General features: G+C 73.4%; 18 protein-coding genes. 8 read left to right on the top strand and 10 right to left on the bottom strand.

Going from position 1 to position 22,231, the window contains the following annotated elements; genetic code table 11:
* Positions 1–9 precede the first annotated feature (9 nt).
* The 3 genes from HD596_RS65045 to HD596_RS33535 all read right to left on the bottom strand — a co-directional run bounded on the left by HD596_RS65045 (position 10) and on the right by HD596_RS33535 (position 4,617).
* The gene (locus HD596_RS65045) at positions 10–1,713 is read right to left on the bottom strand and encodes a peptidoglycan-binding protein (protein WP_313045421.1); all 1,704 of its coding nucleotides are present in this window, start codon (positions 1,711–1,713) and stop codon (positions 10–12) included.
* Positions 1,714–1,794: 81 nt separating this feature from the next.
* On the bottom strand, positions 1,795–2,733 hold the full coding sequence (mtnA, locus tag HD596_RS33540) for an S-methyl-5-thioribose-1-phosphate isomerase (RefSeq protein ID WP_185073233.1): 939 nt from the start codon (positions 2,731–2,733) through the stop codon (positions 1,795–1,797).
* Between the two features lie 18 nt (positions 2,734–2,751).
* A complete protein-coding gene (locus HD596_RS33535) occupies positions 2,752–4,617 on the bottom strand; it encodes a CASTOR/POLLUX-related putative ion channel (RefSeq protein ID WP_185073232.1) in 1,866 nt (621 codons plus the stop codon).
* A gap of 94 nt (positions 4,618–4,711) precedes the next feature.
* Here HD596_RS33535 and HD596_RS33530 point away from each other — a divergent pair, with 94 nt between their 5' ends.
* Positions 4,712–6,142: a serine/threonine-protein kinase gene (locus HD596_RS33530; RefSeq protein WP_185073231.1), complete on the top strand. Its 1,431-nt coding sequence runs from the start codon at positions 4,712–4,714 to the stop codon at positions 6,140–6,142.
* Between the two features lie 66 nt (positions 6,143–6,208).
* Positions 6,209–7,318 (top strand): DUF5925 domain-containing protein, encoded by a 1,110-nt coding sequence (locus HD596_RS33525; protein WP_185073230.1) that lies wholly within the window; start codon positions 6,209–6,211, stop codon positions 7,316–7,318.
* A gap of 54 nt (positions 7,319–7,372) precedes the next feature.
* Here HD596_RS33525 and HD596_RS33520 read toward each other — a convergent pair whose 3' ends face one another.
* Positions 7,373–10,084 carry a DUF6493 family protein gene (locus tag HD596_RS33520; RefSeq protein ID WP_185073229.1) on the bottom strand — a complete coding sequence of 904 codons (2,712 nt, stop codon included), beginning with the start codon at positions 10,082–10,084 and terminating at the stop codon, positions 7,373–7,375.
* Complete coding sequence (locus HD596_RS33515) at positions 10,081–11,421, bottom strand: SWIM zinc finger family protein (RefSeq protein ID WP_185073228.1); 1,341 nt, start codon at positions 11,419–11,421, stop codon at positions 10,081–10,083. Before HD596_RS33515 ends, HD596_RS33520 begins: the two co-directional genes overlap by 4 nt.
* Before the next feature lie 93 nt (positions 11,422–11,514).
* Here HD596_RS33515 and HD596_RS33510 point away from each other — a divergent pair, with 93 nt between their 5' ends.
* The 3 genes from HD596_RS33510 to HD596_RS33500 are packed head-to-tail and all read left to right on the top strand — an operon-like array spanning position 11,515 to position 15,678.
* Complete coding sequence (locus HD596_RS33510) at positions 11,515–12,555, top strand: C39 family peptidase (RefSeq protein ID WP_313045418.1); 1,041 nt, start codon at positions 11,515–11,517, stop codon at positions 12,553–12,555.
* Between the two features lie 4 nt (positions 12,556–12,559).
* On the top strand, positions 12,560–14,419 hold the full coding sequence (locus HD596_RS33505; protein WP_185073227.1) for a dipeptidyl-peptidase 5: 1,860 nt from the start codon (positions 12,560–12,562) through the stop codon (positions 14,417–14,419).
* The gene (locus tag HD596_RS33500; protein ID WP_185073226.1) at positions 14,416–15,678 is read left to right on the top strand and encodes a M20/M25/M40 family metallo-hydrolase; all 1,263 of its coding nucleotides are present in this window, start codon (positions 14,416–14,418) and stop codon (positions 15,676–15,678) included. Before HD596_RS33505 ends, HD596_RS33500 begins: the two co-directional genes overlap by 4 nt.
* Here HD596_RS33500 and HD596_RS33495 read toward each other — a convergent pair.
* A complete protein-coding gene (locus tag HD596_RS33495) occupies positions 15,675–17,219 on the bottom strand; it encodes an FAD-dependent monooxygenase (RefSeq protein ID WP_185073225.1) in 1,545 nt (514 codons plus the stop codon). The genes HD596_RS33500 and HD596_RS33495 overlap by 4 nt on opposite strands.
* Before the next feature lie 87 nt (positions 17,220–17,306).
* Here HD596_RS33495 and HD596_RS33490 point away from each other — a divergent pair, with 87 nt between their 5' ends.
* A complete protein-coding gene (locus HD596_RS33490) occupies positions 17,307–17,960 on the top strand; it encodes a TetR/AcrR family transcriptional regulator (RefSeq protein ID WP_185073224.1) in 654 nt (217 codons plus the stop codon).
* A 56-nt stretch (positions 17,961–18,016) separates the two neighbouring features.
* Positions 18,017–18,619, top strand: coding sequence for a TIGR03086 family metal-binding protein (locus tag HD596_RS33485; RefSeq protein ID WP_185073223.1), 603 nt, complete (start codon positions 18,017–18,019; stop codon positions 18,617–18,619).
* Positions 18,620–18,629: 10 nt separating this feature from the next.
* On the opposite strand, the gene HD596_RS33480 is transcribed toward HD596_RS33485, so the two are convergent.
* The 3 genes from HD596_RS33480 to HD596_RS33470 all read right to left on the bottom strand — a co-directional run bounded on the left by HD596_RS33480 (position 18,630) and on the right by HD596_RS33470 (position 20,553).
* Positions 18,630–19,373, bottom strand: a complete 744-nt coding sequence (locus HD596_RS33480) for a DUF427 domain-containing protein (RefSeq protein WP_185073222.1) — start codon at positions 19,371–19,373, stop codon at positions 18,630–18,632.
* A gap of 53 nt (positions 19,374–19,426) precedes the next feature.
* On the bottom strand, positions 19,427–20,014 hold the full coding sequence (locus HD596_RS33475) for a hypothetical protein (RefSeq protein WP_185073221.1): 588 nt from the start codon (positions 20,012–20,014) through the stop codon (positions 19,427–19,429).
* A 71-nt stretch (positions 20,015–20,085) separates the two neighbouring features.
* Complete coding sequence (locus HD596_RS33470) at positions 20,086–20,553, bottom strand: adenylyltransferase/cytidyltransferase family protein (RefSeq protein WP_185073220.1); 468 nt, start codon at positions 20,551–20,553, stop codon at positions 20,086–20,088.
* Positions 20,554–20,728: 175 nt separating this feature from the next.
* On the opposite strand from HD596_RS33470, the gene HD596_RS33465 reads away from it, so the two are divergent.
* Positions 20,729–21,184, top strand: coding sequence for an ATP-binding protein (locus HD596_RS33465; RefSeq protein WP_313045413.1), 456 nt, complete (start codon positions 20,729–20,731; stop codon positions 21,182–21,184).
* Here the strand turns inward: HD596_RS33465 and HD596_RS65040 are convergent, their stop codons facing one another.
* A complete protein-coding gene (locus HD596_RS65040) occupies positions 21,185–22,156 on the bottom strand; it encodes a helix-turn-helix transcriptional regulator (RefSeq protein WP_185073218.1) in 972 nt (323 codons plus the stop codon).
* Positions 22,157–22,231: the final 75 nt, after the last annotated feature.

The raw sequence follows: 22,231 nt of genomic DNA, 5'->3' as shown, positions 1-22,231 counted from the left end.
ACCCCAGATTCAGGACGCGGGCGCCTCCCACGTCAGCCGCCACGTCAAGGGGCCCACGACCCCGTCGTCCTCAATGCCCTGCCGCCGCTGGAACCTGCGGCATACCTCGCGGGACCCGGCGCCGTACGCCCCGTCCACGGCCAGGTCGAAGCCGCGCCTCTTCATCTGCGCCTGCCAGGTGCGCACGTCCTCGCCGTGCATGACCGGCGGATACTTCAGCAGCCGCCCGGGGAACGGCGGCGCGGCCGGCTCCGTGGGCGGGGGCCCGCCCGGCCGGGGCGCGCCCCGGCGGATCCAGTCGTAGAGCGGGTCGCCGGGGCAGTCGGTCGAGTAGCCGTCACGGTGCCCCTTGATCTCCGTGCCCGCGCGGCCCTTGTCGCGCAGGTACTGGATCGCGTCCAGGATCGCGTGCAGCACCCCGTCGGTCGGCTGGACGAGCCCCGCGTTGCCGACGAGCCCCAGCACCGCGTAGTGGCCGGCGTTGAGCCCCGGCCCGTTGGCGGCGGGCAGGTGGTGCGGCCCGCGCCCCTCGAACACCTTGCGGTGCGGACAGGCGACCATGGTGTTGCCGGTGAAGTAGACGGTCCCCTCCCGGCGGGCCAGCCAGCTCTGGTTCTCGGTCCGGGGGCACCAGATCCGGCCGCGGTAGGTCTCCCTCCGGATCCTGAGGGCAGGTCTGGGCACGACGGAGTGCTGGCGCCGGATCGTGGTCAGCCACATGCCCGTCTCGGGCAGGCGGCTCATCGCCGCTCCCGACCCCGCCAGCAGCGCCGCGAACATGTACGCCTCCGCCGCCGCCCGATCCTCGCGGGCGAGCCTGTCGCGCCCGGCGTCGCCCGCCGTCAGGGAGGTCTCCAGGAACAGGGCGAGCTGGGCCCGGGACAGCGACAGGAGGAACTCGTACCCCGGCACCCTGCCGGGCGCCACCTCGGCCAGCTGCCGCCCCGCCTCGGCCGGGAGCCGGAACTCGACGAGATCGTCCCTGGCCGTCTCCCTCCAGCGGGACGCGCCCGCGGCAGGAGGGCCGAAGACCTTGTGGAGCGCGGCGCGGATGCGCATGAGATGTGCCGGGTCCCGCCGGGACCGGTGGATCGCGACGCCGCTCGCACCCGACGCGCCCTCGGCCGCGAACCACGCGACCAGCTCCACGAAGGCGTCCGACCATTTCGGCTCGGCCGGCAGGTCGGCGCAGGGCGCCGCGACCGGGATGCGGTCCCGGTGACCGATGGTCTCGGTGGTCACCCACAGGCGCCGCGTGTCCTGCCCCGCCTGGCGCTCCACCGGCCAGCGGTGATGCGGGGTGGTCAGGGAGGAGTGGGCGGGCCCCTCCATCCGGATCATCTCCCGCTCCATCGCGGGGAACACGCACACCTCCAGCACGGGCTGCCATTCGGACATGCCCGTGTCATGGTCGAGCGTGAGCGCGACGTCGCCCGCGCGCAGGTCCCGGTACGACTTCCAGCCCTGCCGGGTGAGAAGCTCGGTCTCCTCGTCGACGCAGTAGCCGATGTCGATCCAGCCGTTGTCGTCCATGTGGAACCCCTGGATCGACCGCACCAGCGCGACGCAGCCGCTGTGGTCGGAGACGATGCCGGGGTCGACCCTGCCGCCCGTGTAGTGGACCTTCACTCCCTTGGTGGAGTCGAGCTGCGTGTAGTCGCCGCGCGGCGGGCGGGCGTTCCAGTCTTTGCGTAACACCAGGTCGATGGCCACGGTGAGCTCCGAGAGTCGCTGTCGAGACCACCGAGCGTAACGCGGAGCATGCGGACAGGTCCTGAAGTTGGGTGATTTGACCTAGGGCCTGATCACCCGTTTGTCCGTCACGATCGCGGTGATGAGATCGTGCGGCGTCACGTCGAAGGCCGGATTCAACGCCTGGGTGCCCTCAGGCGCCACGCGTACACCTCTGACCGTCACGACCTCCTCCGCCCCTCTGTCCTCGATCACGATGTGCTCGCCGGTGGGGGTGTTCGGGTCGATGGTGGACTCGGGCGCGACCACCACGAACGGCACCCCGGCGCGCTCCGCGCCGAGCGCGAGGGCGTACGAGCCGATCTTGTTGGCGGTGTCGCCGTTGGCGGCGATGCGGTCGGCGCCGATGAGCACCGCGTCCACCTCGCCCTTGGCCAGCAGGTACGGTCCCGCCGAGTCGGCGATGAGCCGGTGCGGCGCGCCCATCCTGGCCAGCTCCCAGGTGGTGAGCCGGGCGCCCTGCAGCAGCGGGCGGGTCTCCAGCGTGAGCACCTCGGCCAGCCGCCCGCGCTCGTGCAGCGTCTGCACGACGCCGAGGGCGGTGCCGCGTTCGACGGCGGCCAGCCCGCCGGTGTTGCACACGGTCATGATCCGCAGCCGGTCGCCTTCGAGCAGGTCGGCCCCGCGCTCCCCCATGGCCACGCACGCGGCGATGTCGTCGTCGCGCACGCGCAGCGCGGCCGCGAGCACGGACTCGCGGCCTTCCCGCAGGTGGGCGGCGGCCCGGTCGACGCCCCACCCGAGGTTGACGGCGGTGGGCCGGGCGGCGCGGAGCCTGGCGATCTGCGCGGGGTCGCCGTCGGCCAGCACCACGCCGAGCGCCCCCGCCACGCCGAGCGCGGGCGCGCCGCGCACGGCCAGCCGCCGGATGGCGTCCACCAGCTCGTCCACGGTCCGGATGCGCAGCATCACGCACTTGTCGGGCAGCAGTGTCTGGTCGACGAGCTCGACGGCGCCGTCCACCCAGTCAATGGTCCTCACACGGCAAACTGTACGTTTTCAGCGCTCGGCGAGGACGATCACCGAGTCGCCCTTGTTCAGGACGATGGGCTCGGACTTGTCGGGGTTGAGGACGATGCCGTAGTGCGGCGGGTCGTTGCGCGCCAGCGCGTTGCGGTAGCCGATGGCGGTCTCGCCCCTGCGCCTGGCCGACTCCACGACCGTGGCGAAGTGCACGCGCGTCCCCGTCTTGACGTAGGAGGCGGCGGGCCGGGGGTAGATCTCCGAGCCGCGCGAGTCGAACAGGTAGCCGAACACGTCCGCCAGGTGCCGGTTCTCGGCGAGCTGGGCGAGCAGCAGGCCGATGACGGTGTCGCTGATCACGATGTCGTCGGCCTCGGTGACCTCGGCCAGGGCCCGGTTGTTCTCGTCGTGCATCTCGCTGACGATCGAGTAGTGCTCGCCGAGGGTGCTCTGCATGTCGCGGAGCTGGAGCAGCGTCATGAGCGTGCGGGTGTCGGCGTGGTGGGGGGCGAAGCGGTCGTCGGAGAGCACGATGACGTGCTGGAAGAGGCCGACGCCGAGCGACTCCAGGGCGTACCTGTCGGTGGTGTCGCAGTCCTTGACGTTCACGGTGAGGTTGCGCAGGCCCGCCAGGCCGGTGCCGGCCTTGGGGTGGTCGGCGGCGATCTCCAGCACCGAGCCGGGGGCCACGTAGCCGTCGAGGTAGCGGACGATCTGCTCGGCCCGGCCGTTCCAGTTGAGCAGGAGCGTGCGCTCGGGCTCGGTGGGCGGCGCCTGCGCCTCGACGATGGCGGACTCGTCCAGGGACGGCTTGCCGGCGGCCAGGCGGATGTGGGAGTCGTCGTGCGCGATGACGACGACCTGGTCGTCGGCGTTGATGACGGTGTCCATGGGCGGGTTCAGCACGACGCCGGTCGGCCGGCGCAGGCCGATGACGGAGGCGGTCTGGTAGGCGTGCAGCGCCTCGCCGTACGTCATCCCGACGAGCTTCTTGGGCGTGCGCAGGTAGATCTCGCCGTCGTCGAAGTTCAGCAGGTCCATACAGACGACGGACATGCCCGACTGGCGCGAGGACTGCACGATGAGCCGGGAGGCGGTGTCGTCGGAGTCGACGAGGTGCACGTCCTCGCCGCCGGCCAGGCGGGCGGCGGCGATGTTGCGGCTGGACGTGAGCCCGGCGACCACCGGCGGGTGGACGCCGCGGCGCTTGGCCAGCGCGAGCAGGATCTTGATGACGTGCGCGTCCGGGTCCTCGCCCTCGGGCGAGAGCACGACGATGGAGCGGGCGGTGGCCAGGTTCATCAGCGCGAGGTCCCGCGGCTCCGTGGGCCGTCCGGTGCGGCAGACCAGCCGGGTCCTGCCGAGGTCGCCGACGGCCTCCCGGATGTCGTCCTCCATGGCCAGCTTGTCGCGTTCGGCCAGGACCGCGATGACCGAGCCCTTCTGGCTGGCGTGCGCCTTGACCAGCTCGGCCACGATCGTGAACACCTGGTCCGACCAGCCGAGCACCACCGTGTGGCCGGACTCCACGATCCGCGAGCGCCCCCTGCGCAGGCGGTCCACCTTCTGCTTGAGCCCGTTGGACAGCAGGCCGACAAGCATGCTGACGACGAACAGGCCGCCGATCGACCCCGCGAACATCACGGCCATGTACGCGGTCGAACCCTTGTCACTGGCGAGCTTGCCCGGGTTCAGCGCGTGCATGAGCGCGATCCAGAGCACATGTCCGGGGCCGTTCACGCCGTCGGGCTCGTTCGGTGCCAGCCAGAGCGTGAGCCCGGCCACGACCACGATCAGCCCCACCGACACCACGGCCAGCCAGCCGATCAACGAGGCGGTCCCCCTGGACATGGTGTTGTCGAACCAGTAACGCGCCCGTTCACGGAACGTCGCCTTCGACACTTCCCCGATACCTCCGCTTAAGGTGTGATTTGGCCAACGACCCAAGGTACCGGTGGATCTTCACAAGCGCATGGCGACCGGTAACGTATCGGCCATGGCGAGCCCCCTGCGACCGGACGACCCGCCGTCCCTGGGCGGATACGTCCTGTCGGGCCGGCTCGGTGAGGGCGGCCAGGGCGTGGTCTACCTCGCCCGCACCGCCGCCGGCGAGCCGGTCGCGATCAAGCTGCTGAGCGCGGGTGACCAGCAGACGCGGGCCAGGCTGGCGCGCGAGCTGGACGCGCTGGAGGGCATCGCCTCCTTCTGCACCGCGCGGGTCCTCGACGTCTCGGCCGACGGGCCCCGGCCGTTCGTGGTGAGCGAGTACGTGGACGGCCCCTCGCTGGCCGACCGGGTGCGCGAGCGCGGCCCGCTGCGCGGCGGCGACCTCGAACGCCTGGCGGTCGGCACGGCCACCGCCCTGGCCGCCATCCACGCGGCCGGGATCGTGCACCGCGACTTCAAGCCGGCCAACGTGCTGCTCGGGCCCGACGGGCCCAGGGTGGTGGACTTCGGCATCGCCCGGGCCGAGGGGGCGGCCACGATGACCTCCGGCCTGATCGGGACCCCCGCCTATCTGGCGCCCGAGCAGATCGGCGGCTCGCCGGCCTCGCCCGCCTCCGACGTGTTCGCGTGGGCGGCGTCGATGCTGTTCGCGGCCACGGGCACGAGCCCGTTCGGCGCGGACACCGTGCCCGCCGTGCTGCACCGGGTGCTCCACGCTGAGCCGGACCTGGCGCCGCTGCCGCCGCGCCTGCGCGGGGTGATCGCGTCCTGCCTGGTCAAGGACCCGTCGCGGCGGCCCACGGCCCAGCACCTGATGATGTCCCTGGTCAACCCCAACGCCCCGCAGGACCCCGCCGTACCGGAGGGCCTTCGCACGGGGCCGCGCCCCCAGGCCGCGCTCACCACCCAGGGGACGGGGCGTTCCCGCTCGCGGGGGCTGCTCGTCGGCGCGCTGGCGGGCCTGGCCGCCCTCACCGCGACCGTGATCACGATCCTCTCCGTGAACAGCACCCCGGCCCCGCTCGCGGACCAGCACGACCGCTCCCCCTCGGCCGCTCCTCCAGAGTCCCTAGCACCGTCCACCCCACCGGCCACCCCGCCGGCGTCCGCCGACAGCACGACGCCCGCCACCTCCGGCGGGAAGCTCAAGATCCCCGCCGCCTACGCCGGGACGTGGACGGGCCGGACGCAGAGCACGAACCCCCTCGACAGCGACGGGGCCGAGAACAGCGTGGTGCTGAAGCCGGGCGCGTCCACCGCGCAGTGGAGCGAGAAGGACGCCGGCGCGAGCTGCCGCGGCACGATCACGCTGACCCAGGTGGAGGCGTCGCGGCTGACGTTCTCGCTGGAAGCGATGGAGGGCGGCTGCATCCCGGGCACCGTCTGGCTCGCCAAGCAGGGCGACAGTCTCTCCTACACCTGGCGGGACGAGCCCGGCCCCGGCATCGTCACCCAGACCGGCACGCTGACCAAGACCTAACCGATACGCCGAATTTTCCGCAAAACCCTTCGACATGTGACGGCTCGACGCTGGATCATTAACGTTATGTCTGTGATGAGGGAGGTGCCGTTCCCCAGCCGGGAGTCTTCCGAGCTCCCCATGAACATCTGGATCGACGACGCCGACTCCGCCATCGACGTCATCGACGCCTTGGCGCTGTCGCCGTTCGCGACGGGTGCGCAACCGTGGTCCCGCCTTGCCAATCTGGAGCGCGTGCGCCCCGACGCCCCGCTGAGCCCGGCCGACGGCCGCCTGCTGCGCACGGCGCGGGTCGAGGACGGCTCGGAGTCGCGGCTGATCGCCGGCGAGGGCTGGACCCTGCGCGTCGTGCGCCACCGCAACCGCACGGCCACCGTCAGCGTCACGGCCGTGGACGAGGAGCTGGCCAAGAGCGTGCTCGCGCAGAGCATCGAGGGCGCCGAAGAGGCCATGCCGGAGGTGGACCACGTCGAGATGGGCTTCTGGTGGCGCGGCATGCACGGCGGCACCCGCTCGGAGAAGCCGATCACGGCCCAGCCCTGGGACGAGATCAACAAGAACTACTCGGCCAAGGTCCGCCCCGCCCTCGACCGGCTGATGTCGATCACCCCCGACGACGTCAACGGCCGCCTGATCCTGCTGCACGGCGAGCCGGGCACCGGCAAGACCACGCTGCTGCGCACGCTGGCCAAGCAGTGGCACGACTGGTGCCAGGTGGACTGCGTGCTCGACCCCGAGCGGCTGTTCAACGAGCCGGGCTACCTGATGGAGGTGGCCGTCGGCTACGACTCCGACGAGGACACCCAGCGCTGGCGGCTGCTCGTCCTGGAGGACTGCGACGAGCTGATCAGCTCGGGCGCCAAGGCCCAGGCGGGCCAGGGGCTCTCGCGCCTGCTCAACCTGACCGACGGCCTGCTCGGCCAGGGGCGGGACGTCCTGGTGGCGATCACCACCAACGAGGACCTCGCCCGCCTCCACCCGGCCGTCGTCCGCCCCGGCCGCTGCCTGGCGCAGGTGGAGGTCGGGCCGCTGAGCAAGGAGGAGGCCGTCGCGTGGCTGGGCTCGGCCAACGGGGTCAGCCCGTCGGGGGCGACGCTGGCCCAGCTGTACGCCCTGCGCGCGGGCCGCGAGTTCACCCCGCAACCGGGCGACGAGTCCACGGGCCTGTACCTCTGACCGGCACGCCGGCCAGAGGCGGTCACGTGGCGGTCAGAGGCGGTCACGTGGCGGTCACGTCAGGTAGGTGTGCAGGCGGCGGGCCTCGCGGACGAAGTTGTTCGACGCCCGCCGCTCGGCGATCTCCGCCACGCAGGGCACCGGCCCCCGGGCCCCGGCCCACCGGGCGGCCCGCAGCGCGAACGTGAGCGCCTGCGTGTGCCGGGTCTGCGGCCGTTCCTCCGGCCCCGGCAGGAACACCGGCAGGAACCCGGTCATGATCCGCCACACCTCCCACTGAGCGCCTTGCTCGGCGGCGCTCTCCAGGGTCTCGAAGACCGGGCCGGGCTTGAACCACGTCCTGCGCAGCAGCAGCCCGAGCTGCCGGCCGATCCCTTCGGCGTCCTCGTCGCCGCGCGCCGCCAGGTCAACGAGCAGGCGCGCCCGCACCACGGGCAGCTTCGACCAGGACGGGTCGGCCAGGAAGAACGCCAGCACGAGCGCCATCCCCTCGCCCCACGGCCCGCCGGCCAGCGCGAGGGCGTACGCCTCGGGCGGCCCCGCGCCCTGCACCGGCCATCCGTACAGCAGGTACGGAACGAAGTGCAGGGCGACGACCTCCCGGTGGGACGGCATCACGTACGGCCACCACGCCAGCAGCCCGCCCTGCCCTTCCCGCCGCCGCCAGCCGGGCTCGGTGAGCAGCTCGTCGACCAGCGGCAGCCCCGTTGGCGCCACCCGGATCCTGGGCGCCAGATCGGGGGTCCGGGAGCCGGCCGGCGCCCGGTCGTCGCGGTATTCGCCGCCGGGGTCCAGCCGCCCGGAGGCGAGCCAGCCGACCTCCGTGACCGGCTCGGGGCATCCGCCGTCCATCCACCGGGCCGCCGCCCGCCCCGCCTGCGAGGTGAGCCGCCGCGCCCGCGCCACCACCTCGGGCGCCACCTCGCGCGGCAGCCGCAGCAGCGCCTGCTGCAGGTCCGCGGGCAGGGCCTCGACGCCGCGCCGCTCGTAGCCCGCCAGCCGCGCCACGAGCTCCCCGGCGTCCACGTGCCCGGTGCCCTCGGTGGGCTCGGCCAGCAGGTACGGCGGGAGGGCGCCGTCCCGGAGCGCCGCGTGGACCTCGGCCCACCGCCGCAGCAGGAACAGGTGCGGCGCCGACACCGCGCCGCCCCGGGGCAGCCCGTCAGCCGGGGAGGCACCGGTCAGGATCAGCCGGGCGATCTCCTCGCACCATTGCCAGACGTCCAGCCACGGCCGTTCGTGCGAGCGGGTGTCCAGCCGCCACTCCGACAGCCTCGCCACCAGCCCGTCCCGGTCGTCGTGGTGCAGCCGTACGACGCCCGCCAGCCACAGCTCCGCGGACTCCCATCCGCCCCCGCACGGTCCAAGCTCCACGGGCGCGGTCACCGGCCCGGGGAACGCGTCGGCGAAGCGCGGCGCGGGCAGCGGCACGGGCGTGAAGGGCTCCGGCGGCGCCTCGGCGGCCTCCCCGCCGAACACCGCCACGAGGGTCTCCCCGAGCTGGTGCGGCAGCAGCCCGAAGGAGTCCCGCAGGGCCTGCGCGCCCACCGGCGTGAACCGCTTGGCGTGCTTGACCGCGATCCGCACCGCCCGCCCCTGCACGTCGGCGGACTCGCAGGCGAACGCGTACCCCAGCGCGGGCGCCAGCTCGTCGAGGTCGCCCGGCCAGGCGCGGGCGACGGAGTCGAGCCAGGTCAGCCCGGCCGTCACCAGCTTGCGCTCCGGCCGGAACAGCAGCGCCCGCAGCGCCTCCGACACCTCGGCCTGGTCCAGGTGGTCCAGCCCGCGCAGGTGGCACAGCGCCGCCTCCGCGACGGGTCCCGGCGCGGCGGGCAGCAGCCGCAGGTAGTCGGCGGCGTGCTTGCTCACCTCGTCCGGGGTCGGCTGGAGCAGCTCGTGCAGGCGGACGAAGAAGCGCAGGTCGGCGGCATCGCCACCGCGCAGGAACCGCCGTATGCACCCGTCGAGCAGCAGGTCGCGGCGGCCCTGACCGGCCAGTTTCGTCAGCGCGGCCAGCCAGGTGCCGCGCGCCGGCGGCTGCGCGGGCTCGCCCCGCAGCACCGCGCCCACGCCCTCCGCCTCGAAGAGCCGGGGCAGGAGGTGGTCGAGCAGCGGGTCCTCGCGGAGGGGCGGCCGGCGCACCCAGGCCACGACGAGGGGGTCGTGCGCGGGCGGGACCACGCCGGTGCGGCGCAGCATGGCCAGGGTGAGCGTGTCCAGCTCGTCCGAGCGGCGGCGCCGGCGGGGGGCCGGGCGCAGCCGGAGCGCGGCGCGGGTGGCGAAGTCCTCCTGCCAGGCGGCCGGGCGGGTGGACAGGACGCGTTCGAGGATCTCGGTGGTGGCGCCGCTCATCATTCCGCGGTCCTGGAACTCGCGGCGGTTGAGCCAGGCCACGACGGCCGCCGCGCCGCCGATGGTGGCCGCGCCCGCGACCCGCAGGGAGTCGGCCCAGTTGTCCTCGCGCTCGATCGGCGGGAGCGCGTTCCAGGGGGCGCCCCACTCCCAGCGCTCGTACTCGTGGACGGTGCGGCCGGCGCGCTCGGCCCGGCGCACGTGCTCGCGCCAGGCGGCCTCGTTCTCGCGCTCCCTCCTGGCGAAGCGTTCCAGGTCACGGGCCTGGGCGCGCTCCTCGGCGACGGCGATGTGGGCGGGGAGCAGGGCGGCCACCTCGCGGCGCTCGCGCTCGCCGAGGGCGAGGACGCGTTCGGCGACCCGCTGCGGGTCTCCGGTGTCGATGGCCGCCACCACCGTCTCCCATGCGGTCACGGAGCTACCTCTACGGCCACGCGGGCGGCGATCCTGGCGGCCAGTACGTGCTTGCACGGCCCGCGCGAGCCCCGGTGGTCGAACCACCACGGGCACGTGCACTCGCCCTCGGCGATCCGCACCCGCCGCACCCCGCCGCCGGTCGTCACCTCGGCCGTCTCCCCGAGCAGCCGTACGGCGCCGGAGTCCACCAGCGCGCGGGCGGCCGTCAGCCGGGGGTTGAGCTGGGCCACCTGCTCCTTGTCGTAGGGGAGCTCGCGGTGGAAGTGGGCCGCCTCGTGCAGGTCGTAGCCGACGCGCCCGGCCGTGCCGAGCTGGGTGAGCGCGGCGCGTACGCGGTCGATCGGCAGCCCGGAACGGTCGGCGAGCAGCCCCAGCTCGACCGTGGGCTCGAAGTTGAGCAGCATGCCCACCACGTCGGCGTCGCCGGCGGCCTCGTCGGTGGACAGGTCGGACAGCACCGCCCCCTCGCCGGAGAACCCGCGCCACGGCTCGGGCGAGACGGCCAGCGTGTAACGCATGCCGGGCAGCTCCAGCTCCCACCCGCTGGCCGTGGAGGAGCCGTCGGCGGGCCCGTACACGCGCAGCGCCTTGGCGAACCTGAGCAGCGGCAGCAGCGTGGCCACCCGCCCGGTGCCCGACAGGCAGACCGCGCCGACTTTCGGGCCGCGCGCAGGCCCTGAGGCCACGCGCAGGTCACGGCCCGAGGGGACGGCCCAGACGGTGGAGCGGGCGCCCTTCGGCAGGGAGCGCAGGAAGCGCACGGCGTGCGGCCCGGCCAGCTCGGCCCGCAGGTCCCAGCCGGACGCGATCACCTGCACCTCCGCGAATCCGCGCAGCCACCGCGACGGCAGCGGCACCTTCTTCTCCACGACCGCGCCGTCGAGGGTGGTGACCGTCAGCTCGTCGGGGCCGACGCCCAGGTGGAGCGGGTCTCTGCCGCCCACCCTGGCCAGGGACTCGCGCAGCGGGCCGTTGACGTCGACGTTGGTGGTGCCCCGGTCGAGCACGTCGCCGTCGAGCTCCAGCACGTCGAGCCGGGCGTAGACGCCGCCGCACGCCGAGAACGACTCGAACCGCAGCCGCCCGCCGTCGCACGTCACCACCGGGTCGCGGGTCCAGCCCGGCCTGGGCTGGTGGTAGCGGGCGAGCGCGACGTCCGCCACCGCCAGCAGCCCGGCCGCGGCCGGAGCCGCGTGCGTGAGCAGCCCGCTGAAGAAGCGCGGGTGCGTCTGCGGCCCCGATAACGCCGTGCCACCGGAGGTCGACAGGCCGAGCCTGCCGTCGGTGAGGGTGGAGGGGCCCGCGTAGGAATATGCCTGTACCGCCTGAGTCATGCCCCGAACCATAGAGATCACCACCGACACAAAAGGGGCCGGTACGTAAACCATCCGATGTGCGACACAGGGTGCGAAACCACAATATGGCTGGTGCTCACCGTCGACCTGACCCGCATCGCCTTCGCCCGCCTGCCGGTACCCACGGGTTCGTCGTGGGTGAGCGCGGAGCAGCCGATCGGGTTCGCGGCGACCCAGCTCATCCCCTCGTGGACCGCGCGCACCCCGCCGGGCTCGTGGATCGAGGTGGCGCTCCGGGCCAGGACCGCGCGGGGCGATCTCACCAAGTGGTACGTCATGGGCCGCTGGTCGGAGCACGGCGCCCCCCGCACCTCGGTGCCCGGCCAGGGCGACGAGGACGGGGACGTGGCGGTGGACACCTTCGTGGCCCGGCAGCCGGTGGTGGCCTACCAGGTGCGGATCGCGGCGCACGGCGGTGACGCGCGGGTGACCGGGCTGGGCGTGATGGCCTCGGCCGTGCCGCGCCGCCCGGTCGCGCCGAGCCCCTACGGCGGAGCGGGGGCGGTGGAGCTGGCGGTGCCCGCGTACTCCCAGCACGCGCACGCCGGGCACCACCCGCGGTGGGACGGCGGGGGCGCCAACTGGTGCGGCCCGACCTCGGTGGCCATGGTGCTGGGCTACTGGGGCCGCGGCCCCGGGCCGGCCGAGCTGGCCTGGGTGGGGGACGGCGATCCGGCCCCGTCCGTGGACCACGCGGCCATGGGCACGTACGACGAGAGCTACCAGGGCACCGGCAACTGGCCGTTCAACGTGGCCTACGCGGGCCGCTACGGCCTGGCCGGGTTCGTGACGCGGCTGCGGTCGGCGGTGGAGCTGGAGGCGTTCGTACGGGCGGGGGTCCCGGTGATCACGTCGCAGTCGTTCAAGGCGGCCGAACTGCCCGGCTCCTGCTACTCCACCAGCGGGCACATCCTGGTGGTCACCGGCTTCACCGCCGAGGGCGACGTCGTCGTCAACGATCCCGCGGCTCCCGACGAGGCCTCAGTTCGAAGGGTCTATCCGCGGGCAGCGTTCGAGAACGTATGGCTCAGGAGCTCGGGCAGCGGGGGCATCGCGTACGTCCTTCACCCGCCTGACCATCCACTTCCCCCATGTACGAATGGCAATTGGTGACTTGATGAGCATTCGACCGATCGACGTGGCCCGTACCGACGGCGGCCCGCAGTGGGTGGAGGCGGTGGCCACGCCCTCCGGCGTCGAGGTCTGGTGGGACGAGCCACGCCCGGCCGAGGGCGGGCGCCGCTGCGTGGTGCGCCGCCTCCCCGACGGCAACCGCGTGGACGCCCTGCCGCCGGGCTGGAACGCGCGCAACCGGGTGATCGAGTACGGCGGCCGCTCCTGGCGTCCGCTCCCGGGCGGCGGCCTGGTCTTCACGAACTGGGCCGACCAGCGCCTCTACCGCGTCGAGGGGGCGGAGCCGGTGGCGATCACCCCCGAGGGCCCGTACCGCTACGCGGACCTCTACCTCCCGCCCGGCCGCGACGAGGTGTGGGCGGTCCGGGAGACGGACGGCGTACGGGACCTGGTGGCGGTGCCCCTGGACGGCGGCCCGGTCACGGTGATCGTCAAGGCCCAGCACTTCCTGATGAACCCCCGCCTGTCCCCCGACGGCCGCCACGTCGCCTGGATCGGCTGGGACCACCCGAACATGCCCTGGGACGGCACCGAGCTGTGCGTGGCCCCGCTGCGCGAGGACGGCACGGCCGGCGCGTACCGGGTGGTCGCCGGCGGCCCCGAGGAGTCGGTGGCCCAGGCCGAGTGGCGCGACGGCGGCAGCCTGTACGCCGTGACCGACCCCTCCGGCTGGTGGAACGTCCACCTCGTCCCCCTCGACGGCTCCCCCGCCACGAACCTCACCCCGATCGAGCAGGAGTTCGGCGCCGCCGCGTGGAAGCCGGGCATGACGTACCTGGCCGTCACGGACACGGGCGAGCTGGCGGTCGTGTACGGCACCCCGGACCTGCGCCACCTGGGCGTGCTGAACCCGGAGACCGGCGACATCAGGGACATCGGCGGCACGGCCACCTACTGGTCCTCGACCGTGTCGGTGGCGGGCGGCAAGGTGGCGGCCGTGGGCGCGACCCCGTACACGCCGCTGGAGGTCACCCTCGTCGACCTCGCGGACGGCACCCACGAGGTCGTCTCGCCGCGCAAGCCGCTGCCGGACCGCAAGCTGCTGCCCACGCCCGAGGCCGTGACCGTCGAGGGCGTGCACGCCCACCTCTACCCGCCGTCCGGCGACCGGAGCGGGCCGGACCCGTACGTGATCTTCGTGCACGGCGGCCCGACCGGCAACCACCCGGTCGTGCTCGACCTGGAGATCGCGTACTTCACCAGCAGAGGGCTCGGCGTGGCCGTGGTCAACTACGGCGGATCCACGGGGTACGGCCGCGCCTACCGCGAGCGGCTGCGCCACCAGTGGGGCGTGGTGGACGTGCAGGACTGTGCCAAGGTGGCGCGTGGCCTGGTCGAGATGGGCCGCGCCGACGCCGCGAAGATCGCCATCCGCGGCGGCAGCGCCGGAGGCTGGACGACGGTGGCGGCGCTCGTGCACAGCGACGTGTTCGCGGGCGGGGTCGCGCACTACGCGATCACCGACCCGGAGAGCTGGGCGGCCGAGACGCACGACTTCGAGTCCCGCTACCTGGACGGACTGGTGGGCCCGCTGCCCGAGACCCGCGACCGCTACACCGAGCGCTCACCGCTCCTGAACGCCTACCGCGCCTCGGGCCCGTGCCTCATGCTGCACGGCCTGGAGGACGCGATCGTGGACGTGAGCCAGGCCGAGCGGTTCACCGCCGAACTGGACAAACATGGCAAAGAGTGGGCCTTGCTCACCTACCCCGGCGAGCAGCACGGCTGGCGCAGGGAGGAGACTATCGTCTCGGCACTGGAGGCCGAGCTGGCCTTCTACGGGCTGATCTTCGGCATGGAGACTCCCGAGGTGCCGCCGTTGACACTGAAGGGGAGAGCGTGAAGAGCGTCGCCGAGATCTGCTCGGATCTGATCAGGTTCGACACCACCAACCCGGGCTCCGGTGAGCGGCCGGCGGCCGAATACGTCGCCACGCTGCTGGCCGACGCGGGGATCGAGCCGGTCGTGTTCGAGTCGGCTCCGAGGCGGACCACCGTCGTGGCCAGGATCGACGGCGACTCCCCTGACGCCCTGCTGATCCACGGCCACCTGGACGTGGTGCCCGCCGACCCGGCCGAGTGGCGGATGCACCCGTTCTCGGGGGAGATCGTGGACGGCTGCGTCTACGGGCGCGGCGCGGTCGACATGAAGGGCTCGTGCTCGATGACCCTCGCGACCGTGCTCGACCTGGCCGCCCGCGGCGTGCGCCCGAAGCGTGACCTGGTGCTGGCGTTCCTGGCCGACGAGGAGGCGACCGGCGACTACGGCTCGCGGCACGCCGTCACCGAGCACCGGGAGCTGTTCGACGGCGTCACGGAGGCGATCAGCGAGTCCGGCGGCTTCAGCGTGGCCTCCGGCGGGCACCGGGTGTACCCGATCGCCGTCGGCGAGCGCGGCACCGCCTGGATGAAGCTCACCGCGCACGGCGTGGCCGGGCACGGCTCGCGCCCGCCGGTGGACAACCCGGTCGCCACGCTGGTGCACGCCCTGTCGCGGGTGGCCTCCCACCAGTGGCCCGTACGCCTGACGCCGCCGGTGGCCGCCCTCATCCAGAGCCTGTCGGAGATCATCGGCCGGCCGATCGACCTCGACCGCCTCGACGAGGAGGCCGCCCGGCTCGGGCCGCTGGGCGGCCTGTTCAAGAGCCAGATCCGTAACTCGGCGAACCCGACGATGCTCGACGCCGGCTACAAGGTGAACGTGGTGCCCTCGACCGCCGAGGCGCACGTGGACGGGCGTTACATGCCGGGGACGCAGGAGGAGTTCCTGGAGACGGTCGACGCGCTGCTCGGGCCGAAGATCACCCGCGAGTTCGTCAACCTGGAGGACGCGCCCGACGCGCCGTACCCGTCGGCGTTGTTCGACACGCTGGCGGGCGCGCTGGTGGCCGAGGACCCGCTCGCCCGGCCGGTGCCGTACGTGATGGCCGGCGGCACGGACGCGAAGTCCTTCGCCAGGATCGGCATCAAGGGCTACGGCTTCGCGCCCCTCATGCTCCGGCCGGACCTGGACTACTTCGGGATGTTCCACGGCAAGGACGAGCGGGTGCCGGTGGACGGGCTCGAATTCGGCACCCGGGTCCTCACCCGTCTCCTCGTCTAACTCCTGGGCGGTCCGAACCACGTGGTGAGCGCGGCGGCGACCCCGTCGCGCCCGCCCGCCCAGGCGACGTAGCCGTCGGGCCGCACCAGCAGCACCTCCGCGTCTCCATCGCCGGGCCCGTCGGTCAGGGTGGCGTGGTCCGCGTGCGCCACCCGCACGCGGTCGCGGTGACCCGCCACGGCGGCGTCGAGCCCGCCCTCGCCGGGCGTTCCGGATAGGGCCAGCACGAGGCCGCGTCCGTCCCGCAGCAGCTCGGGGAGCGTCCGGGCCTTCGCGTGAGCCGGCTCGGGGAGCGTCTCCAGGCGGGGTGCGAAGCGGCCGACGAGGGGGTGCGCCGAGCCGGGCGCGTAGTCCACCTCCGTCCCGTCGGCCATCCCCGTGAAGTGCCGCCTGGCGTCCGGCAGCTCGATCACCTCCGCCAGCACCTCCCGCAACGCCTCCACCTGCGGCCCGGGCCGCATCAGCGCCACCTGGGCCCGGGTGTTGCGCAGCACCCGGGCCGCCACCGGGTGCCGCTCGGCGGTGTAGGTGTCCAGCAGCGCCTCGGGCGCGAGCCCCCGGGCCACCAGGGCCAGCTTCCAGCCGAGGTTGACCGCGTCCTGCAGTCCCAGGTTGAGCCCCTGGCCGCCGATGGGCGAGTGCACGTGCGCCGCGTCCCCCGCCAGCAGCACCCGCCCCTTGCGGTACGTGTCCGCGTGCCGGGTGTTGTCGCTGTAGCGGATGCCGGTCTCCAGCCGCTTGACCACCACGTCGTGCCCCGTCACGCGCCGCAGGCTGTCCTCCAGCTCCCCGGCCGTCATCGGCGCGTCCCGGTCGTCAGGCCCGCCGTCGAACTCGACGGTGGCGATCTCCCCCGGCACCAGCGACAGGTTCACCAGCCCGCCGGGGTGGCGCAGGGACGACGTCACGGCCTCGGCGGAGGCGAGTTCGGCCACGGCGGTCCGCCCCGTCATGGTCGCCGGCGTCCCCTCGAACGCGAACCCCGACCGCTTGCGCACCAGGCTCCGCCCGCCGTCGCACCCCACGAGGTACGCGGCCCGCACCGTCCGCCCGTCGGCGAGCGTGGCGACGGCGGCGGACCCGTCCTGCGCGACGTCGCTCACCGCGCACCCCTGCCGGATCCGCACCCCCATCCCGGCGGCCCGCTCGGCCAGGACGGCCTCCAGCCGGTCCTGCTTGAGCATGAGGTATTCGGCGTCGCCGGCCTCGCCCAGCAGCGGCAGCCCGCTGAAGTGGCCCCTGATCCGCCCCTCCTGGAGCAGCTCCACCATCATGGCGACCAGGTCGGCCCCCGCGGGCTCGCGGCGCGCGGCCAGCTCGTCGAGCATCGCCCACTGCTCCCCCGCCACCGGCTCGACCAGGCCGCGCAGGGCCAGCGACTGCACCGTGCGCGCGTTGAGCGAGCGCAGGCCGAGGCTGCGCGTCCGGCGCTCCTCGCCCGTGGCCGCCTCCAGGACCAGCGGGTCGGCCCCGCCCAGCTTGAGCTCGCACGCCAGCAGCAGCCCCACGGGCCCGCCGCCGACGATGATCACGTCGGTCATCTCCGCTCCCTTACTTACGCAGTAAGCTTACGTAGTAAGTAGAACACATACACCGTAAGCTTTGTCAATCGGGGAAAGGAGCACCGAATGGCACGACGGGAGCCGCTGAACAGGGAGAGGGTCCTGGACGCGGCCCTGGAACTGGCCGACCAGGAGGGCCTGGAGGGCCTGACCATGCGACGGCTGGCCAAGGCGCTCGGCGTCGAGGCGATGTCCCTCTACAACCACGTCTCCAACAAGGCCGACATCCTCGACGGCGTGGCCGAGCGGGTGTTCGAGCAGGTCGAGCGGCCGGACCCGGCGCTGCCGTGGCAGGAGCAGGTGCGCGCGGTGGCGCTGAGCATGTACCGGGTGTTCAGCCGCCATCCGGCGGTGCCGCTCGCGCTGGTCACCGACCAGTCCAACCCGACCTCCGTACGGGCGCTGGAGCCGCTCGACGCGCTGGTGGGGGCGCTGTTCCAGGCGGGGTTCGACGACCTGGGCGCGTGGCGGGCACTGACCGCCGTCAACAGCCTGGTGTTCGGGTCGCTGGTGCTGTCCACGGGCGGGTTCACCGGCGACCCGGGCGTGCACGCGGGCGAGCAGGGGGTCAGCGCGTACGTACGCGAGATGGATCCGGCCCGCCTGCCGCATTTCAGCAGGCTGCTGCGGAGCACCCGGGAGGGCGTGGACCCGCCGGCGGACTTCGAGCAGGCCCTGGACATGCTGCTCCACGGACTTGCGGCCGAGGCTCCCAACTAGTGGAACAAACTATTCCGTTCTGCTATGCTGAAAGCACCACGAAAGGGGGCTCACCCATGAGCGACACCACTGTCAGCGGCTGGGACATCCTCGACGGCTCGCACGAGGCGCTGCGCCGGGTCGTCGGCGCCGTGCCGGCCGGGGCCTGGCACCTGCCGACGCCCTGCGCGGCCTGGGACGTCACCCAGGTCCTCCAGCACGCGGTCGGCGACCAGATCGGGTTCGCGTCCGCGCTGACCGGCGAGCCCGGCCCCACGTTCAACCCGTTCGAGCCGTCGGGCGAGCCGGAGGCGGACCCGTCGGCCTTCACCGAGGACGCGCTGGCCCGCTCGGCCCGGGCGTGGGCCGGCGTCGACCGGGACGCCACGGAGGTGCCGACGCCGGTGCCGCCGCACAAGATGTCGCCGTGGTCCGGCTCGACGGCGTGCGCGCTGGACGCCGCCGTGCACGCCTGGGACATCGCGGTCGCGACCGGCCAGCCCTCGCCGCTCACGCCGGAGCTGGCCCGGCCCCTGCTGAAGGTCGCCATGGAGATCGTCGAGCCGCTGCGCGCCTGGGGCGCGTACGCCCCGGCGCTGGACGCGGAGCCGGGCGACGACGACGTGGCGGCGCTCCTGCGCTACCTCGGCCGCGACCCGCGCTGGACCCCCTCCGCCTGAGCGCGGCGGATCAGGAGAACTTCGACTTCGGGCGCTCCTGGAGCTCGCCGTCCACGTAGATGTCGAGCTTCTCGTTGTAGAACGCGATCAGCCCGGCGACCTTCTCGCTCTCCGGCAGCGGCGTGCGGTAGGACCAGGCCAGGTCCTTCTGGCCGTTGACCGTCCAGTATTCCGCCGTGCCCTTGTAGGGGCAGTGGGTGGCGGTGTCGGTGTGCTCCAGCAGGTCGAGCCGTACGTCCGTCTTCGGCAGGTAGTAGCGGGCGGGCAGGCCCGTCTCGAAGAGGATGCGCGGGCTGCGGGAGTCGGCCACGGTCACGCCGTCCACCTCGACCCGCACGTGGCGCGAGCTCGGCAGGATGTCCACCCGCGTGTACGGGTCACGCGGGTGGAAGTAGACCTCCTCGTCCTCCTCGAACCAGGCGTCCATGGCGTCCCACTCGAAGCGCACGTGGCCGCGGATCTGCTCCAGCGGCGAGTCGGGATAGACGAGCGCGGCGTCGGCCGCCTCCGCCGTGCCCGAGGTGACGGTGTGGACCAGGCCGTCTCCCCGGCTCGGGGAGTGCTTGGTCGCGCCGGTGGCCTTGAGCGCGGACTCGTCCACGTCGGCCACCGGGAAGTAGTAGGTGGGGTAGTACGGGACCTCCCACACCAGGAGGGCGGAGGTGGAGTCGGCCACCACCCGGCCGCCGAGATAGGTCCTCACACGCTTGGCCGTGGGCTCGACGCGTACCCGGCCGCGGTTCGTGACATCCATGTCAGCGGCAACCCGGGACGCGGCGCCGCTATTCCGGCCCGGCGCGACGGGGTTCAGCCCAGGCCGAACGCCGCCAGGGTCGCCCACGTCGCCGCCGTGCCGACCAGCGCTCCGGCGACGACCTGGGGCCAGGTGTGGTGCCTGAGCCGTACGCGTGCCCAGCACACCAGCGCGACCACGGCGGCTCCGGCGATCGCGGCCGGCCAGGCGGGCAGGACGTGGGCGAACACGACGACCGTGCCCGCCGAGACGGCGGCGTGGAAGGAGATCTTCCAGCGCAGCGTCACCGGCACGGTGACGGCCAGCGCGACCAGCATCGCGGTCACGGTGGCGACGAGCAGCGTCGGCGCGCCCATCACGACCAGCAGCGCCAGCGCGGCCAGCACGGCCGCCACGGCGGCGAGCAGGGGGCCGGTGCGGCGGGCGCGATCCACGATGTGGTGGGAGTCGAGGCGGCCCGCCCGCACGCCGGCCGCGATCACCGCCGCCGGCACGCCGCCGCAGATCGCCGAGGCCACCAGGCCCCATGCCGCGCCGCCCCATCCCTGGGCGAGCAGGCCGACGACGGGCGGCATGGCGATCACCAGCACTTGGGGTGCCAGCAGGTTCGTCACGCGCTTCGCCACCAGGTCGGCCGTCATGCCACGAAAGCGTACGCGATCATCACTGCCGCAGGCGCGGCCCCTCGGAGGGAGCGCGAAGGGCCCGGCTGTCAGCCCTTGCCGGCCGCGTTCACGATCCGGGTCGTCGAGCGGCCGGGGATGGAGGCCATCTCCCAGCACTCGGCCCCCAGGATCGCCGCCGCCGCCGCGCGGGCGCCCGCGTGCGGGTCGCCGGCCGTGTGCGCGAGCGCCCCCGGCCGCATCGGGGCCAGGAGGTCGATGTAGTCCTCCGGCCCGTGCGCCTCGGGCGGCCCCGTCACGATGAAGACGCCGGTCACGAAGCGGAGCGCGGCCAGTACCTCGGCCCGCTCCTCCGCCGGGTTGAGCGGGCGGCTCGGCCCCTTCCAGGCCCGCACCCGCGGATCGTCCTCCACGCCGACGACCAGCGGCAGGCCGCGGTCGGCGACCGCGCCCAGGTAGCGCACGTGGCCGACGTGCAGGATGTCGAAGACGCCGGTCACGACCGCCGCCCCCACCTGGTCGTACGGTTGCACCCAGACGGCCTCCAGGCTGCTCACGCGACCTCCCACGCTCTCCCCTATTGGCCTAGACGACTCGTCGATCGCAGCGTACTCGGTCGGCGTCCGCGGTCGCGCAGCCGACCTCGGGCAAGGTCATTCCTACCTTTTCGCGGTAATCTCCGGCCCCCTGCCGGCGCGTCTCATGACGTCACCGGATTTGGGGGAGGTCGCCGTGGCACCGCCGGACTTTCACAGCGTCGACGGGGGCGACTCCCGTGATCTCGTGGCCCGGCTCCCGGGCGTGCCGTCGCAGGTGGCCAGGGCCCGGGGGCTCGTGACGGCCGCGCTCGGCCGCGACCACCCCCTGTACGACGACGCGGCCCTGCTCACCAGCGAGCTGGCCACGAACGCGATCCTGCACACCAGGTCCGGGGCGGGCGGGTCGTTCACGGTGACCGTGAGCAGCACCGTGAGCAGCTCGGAGACGGCGGTGCGGGTCCTCGTGTCGGACGCCGGGTCGGACGGGCCGCCGTGCGTGTGCCGTACGAGCGCGCAGTCCACCAGCGGGCGCGGCCTGCCGCTGATCGAGGCGCTCAGCCACCGCTGGGGCTTCACCCGCGAGGACGGCACGACGACGGTCTGGTTCGAGCTCCTGTGGTCCCACCTGTCGGCCGGGGTGGCCGTCTAGTCAGGCGTCGAGGCGGCACAGGCCCTCGGCGAGGGCCTTGGTGGTCAGGCGGGTACGGCTGTCGCAGCCGAGCTTGGCGAAGATGTGCTCCAGATGGGTCGTCACCGTGCGGACGCTGAGCACCAGCGCGGCGGCGATCTGCGGGTTGGAGTCGCCGGCCGCCACCCGGGTGAGCACGTCCACCTCGCGCCCGGTCAGGTCGTACGGCAGCGGGCACGGCCGCTCGGCCACCACCGCGCCCTGGAGCGCACCCTGGAACCCGACCCCGGCCCTGAGCAGCCGCAGCTCGTGCCATCGCCCCTTGCGGTCGAGCCAGAGCCCGTGCCTGCTCAGCTCCCGCGAGTCGATGAACGCCCGGGCGAACGCGGCCATCGCCGGATCCTCGCGCAGCACGGCCGACGTCTCGTGGCCCGGCACCTCGCGCCGCGTCCCCACCCGGTCGAAGGCGACCGCCCGGAAGTCCGGCGGCAGCCCGACCGGGTCGATGACGCACCTGGTCAGGTCGGTGACGTGGGCGAGCATCGGGCTGATCGCGACGACCAGCGCGCCCGTGAGCCGGGGGAAGGAGTCCTTGGTGGCCAGGTGGAGCAGCCCCGTGTAGCGGCCCTCGGCCAGGAACAGCGGCGTCGTCAGCCCCGCCCGCCAGCCGTAGGGGGCCAGGTGGCGCCGGAAGTAACGCTCGGTGCCCGGCTCCGGCATGATCACCGGCGCGCGGGTGGCGATGGCCCTGCGGCACGCCTCCAGCCCCGCGTATTCCTCGGCCGCGTCGTGGTCGATGCGCCGGTGGCCGTCGGACACGACGCTGTGGTGCCGCCCCGTGGCCGGGTCGAACGCGACGAACTCGTAGGCGTCCACCGGGACCACCCGGCGCAGCGCCGCCATCGCCGCGTGGGCTCCGCCGCTGCCCGCGACCTGGTAGCCGACCTCGGCGAACGCCTGGAGCTGGCGGACGTCAAGGGTGATCTCGGCCACCGAGCCTTTATATCATTTGCCAAACCTTGAGGTCTTCTTGAAACTTTTTTTCATGAGCCTCTGGACACTCTCCGG

This window comes from Nonomuraea jabiensis, assembly GCF_014204795.1.
GTDB classification, from domain to species: domain Bacteria; phylum Actinomycetota; class Actinomycetes; order Streptosporangiales; family Streptosporangiaceae; genus Nonomuraea; species Nonomuraea jabiensis.
This window is presented reverse-complemented; position numbering and strand designations above follow the sequence as displayed.

Coding starts and splice junctions, on each gene's coding strand:
- HD596_RS33515 (WP_185073228.1), bottom strand. CDS start 11,421: ATGACTCAGGCGGTACAGGCATATTCCTACGCGGGCCCCTCCACCCTC.
- HD596_RS33480 (WP_185073222.1), bottom strand. CDS start 19,373: ATGGATGTCACGAACCGCGGCCGGGTACGCGTCGAGCCCACGGCCAAG.
- HD596_RS33485 (WP_185073223.1), top strand. CDS start 18,017: ATGAGCGACACCACTGTCAGCGGCTGGGACATCCTCGACGGCTCGCAC.
- HD596_RS33495 (WP_185073225.1), bottom strand. CDS start 17,219: ATGACCGACGTGATCATCGTCGGCGGCGGGCCCGTGGGGCTGCTGCTG.
- HD596_RS33530 (WP_185073231.1), top strand. CDS start 4,712: ATGGCGAGCCCCCTGCGACCGGACGACCCGCCGTCCCTGGGCGGATAC.
- HD596_RS33505 (WP_185073227.1), top strand. CDS start 12,560: ATGAGCATTCGACCGATCGACGTGGCCCGTACCGACGGCGGCCCGCAG.
- HD596_RS33490 (WP_185073224.1), top strand. CDS start 17,307: ATGGCACGACGGGAGCCGCTGAACAGGGAGAGGGTCCTGGACGCGGCC.
- HD596_RS33525 (WP_185073230.1), top strand. CDS start 6,209: ATGTCTGTGATGAGGGAGGTGCCGTTCCCCAGCCGGGAGTCTTCCGAG.
- HD596_RS33475 (WP_185073221.1), bottom strand. CDS start 20,014: ATGACGGCCGACCTGGTGGCGAAGCGCGTGACGAACCTGCTGGCACCC.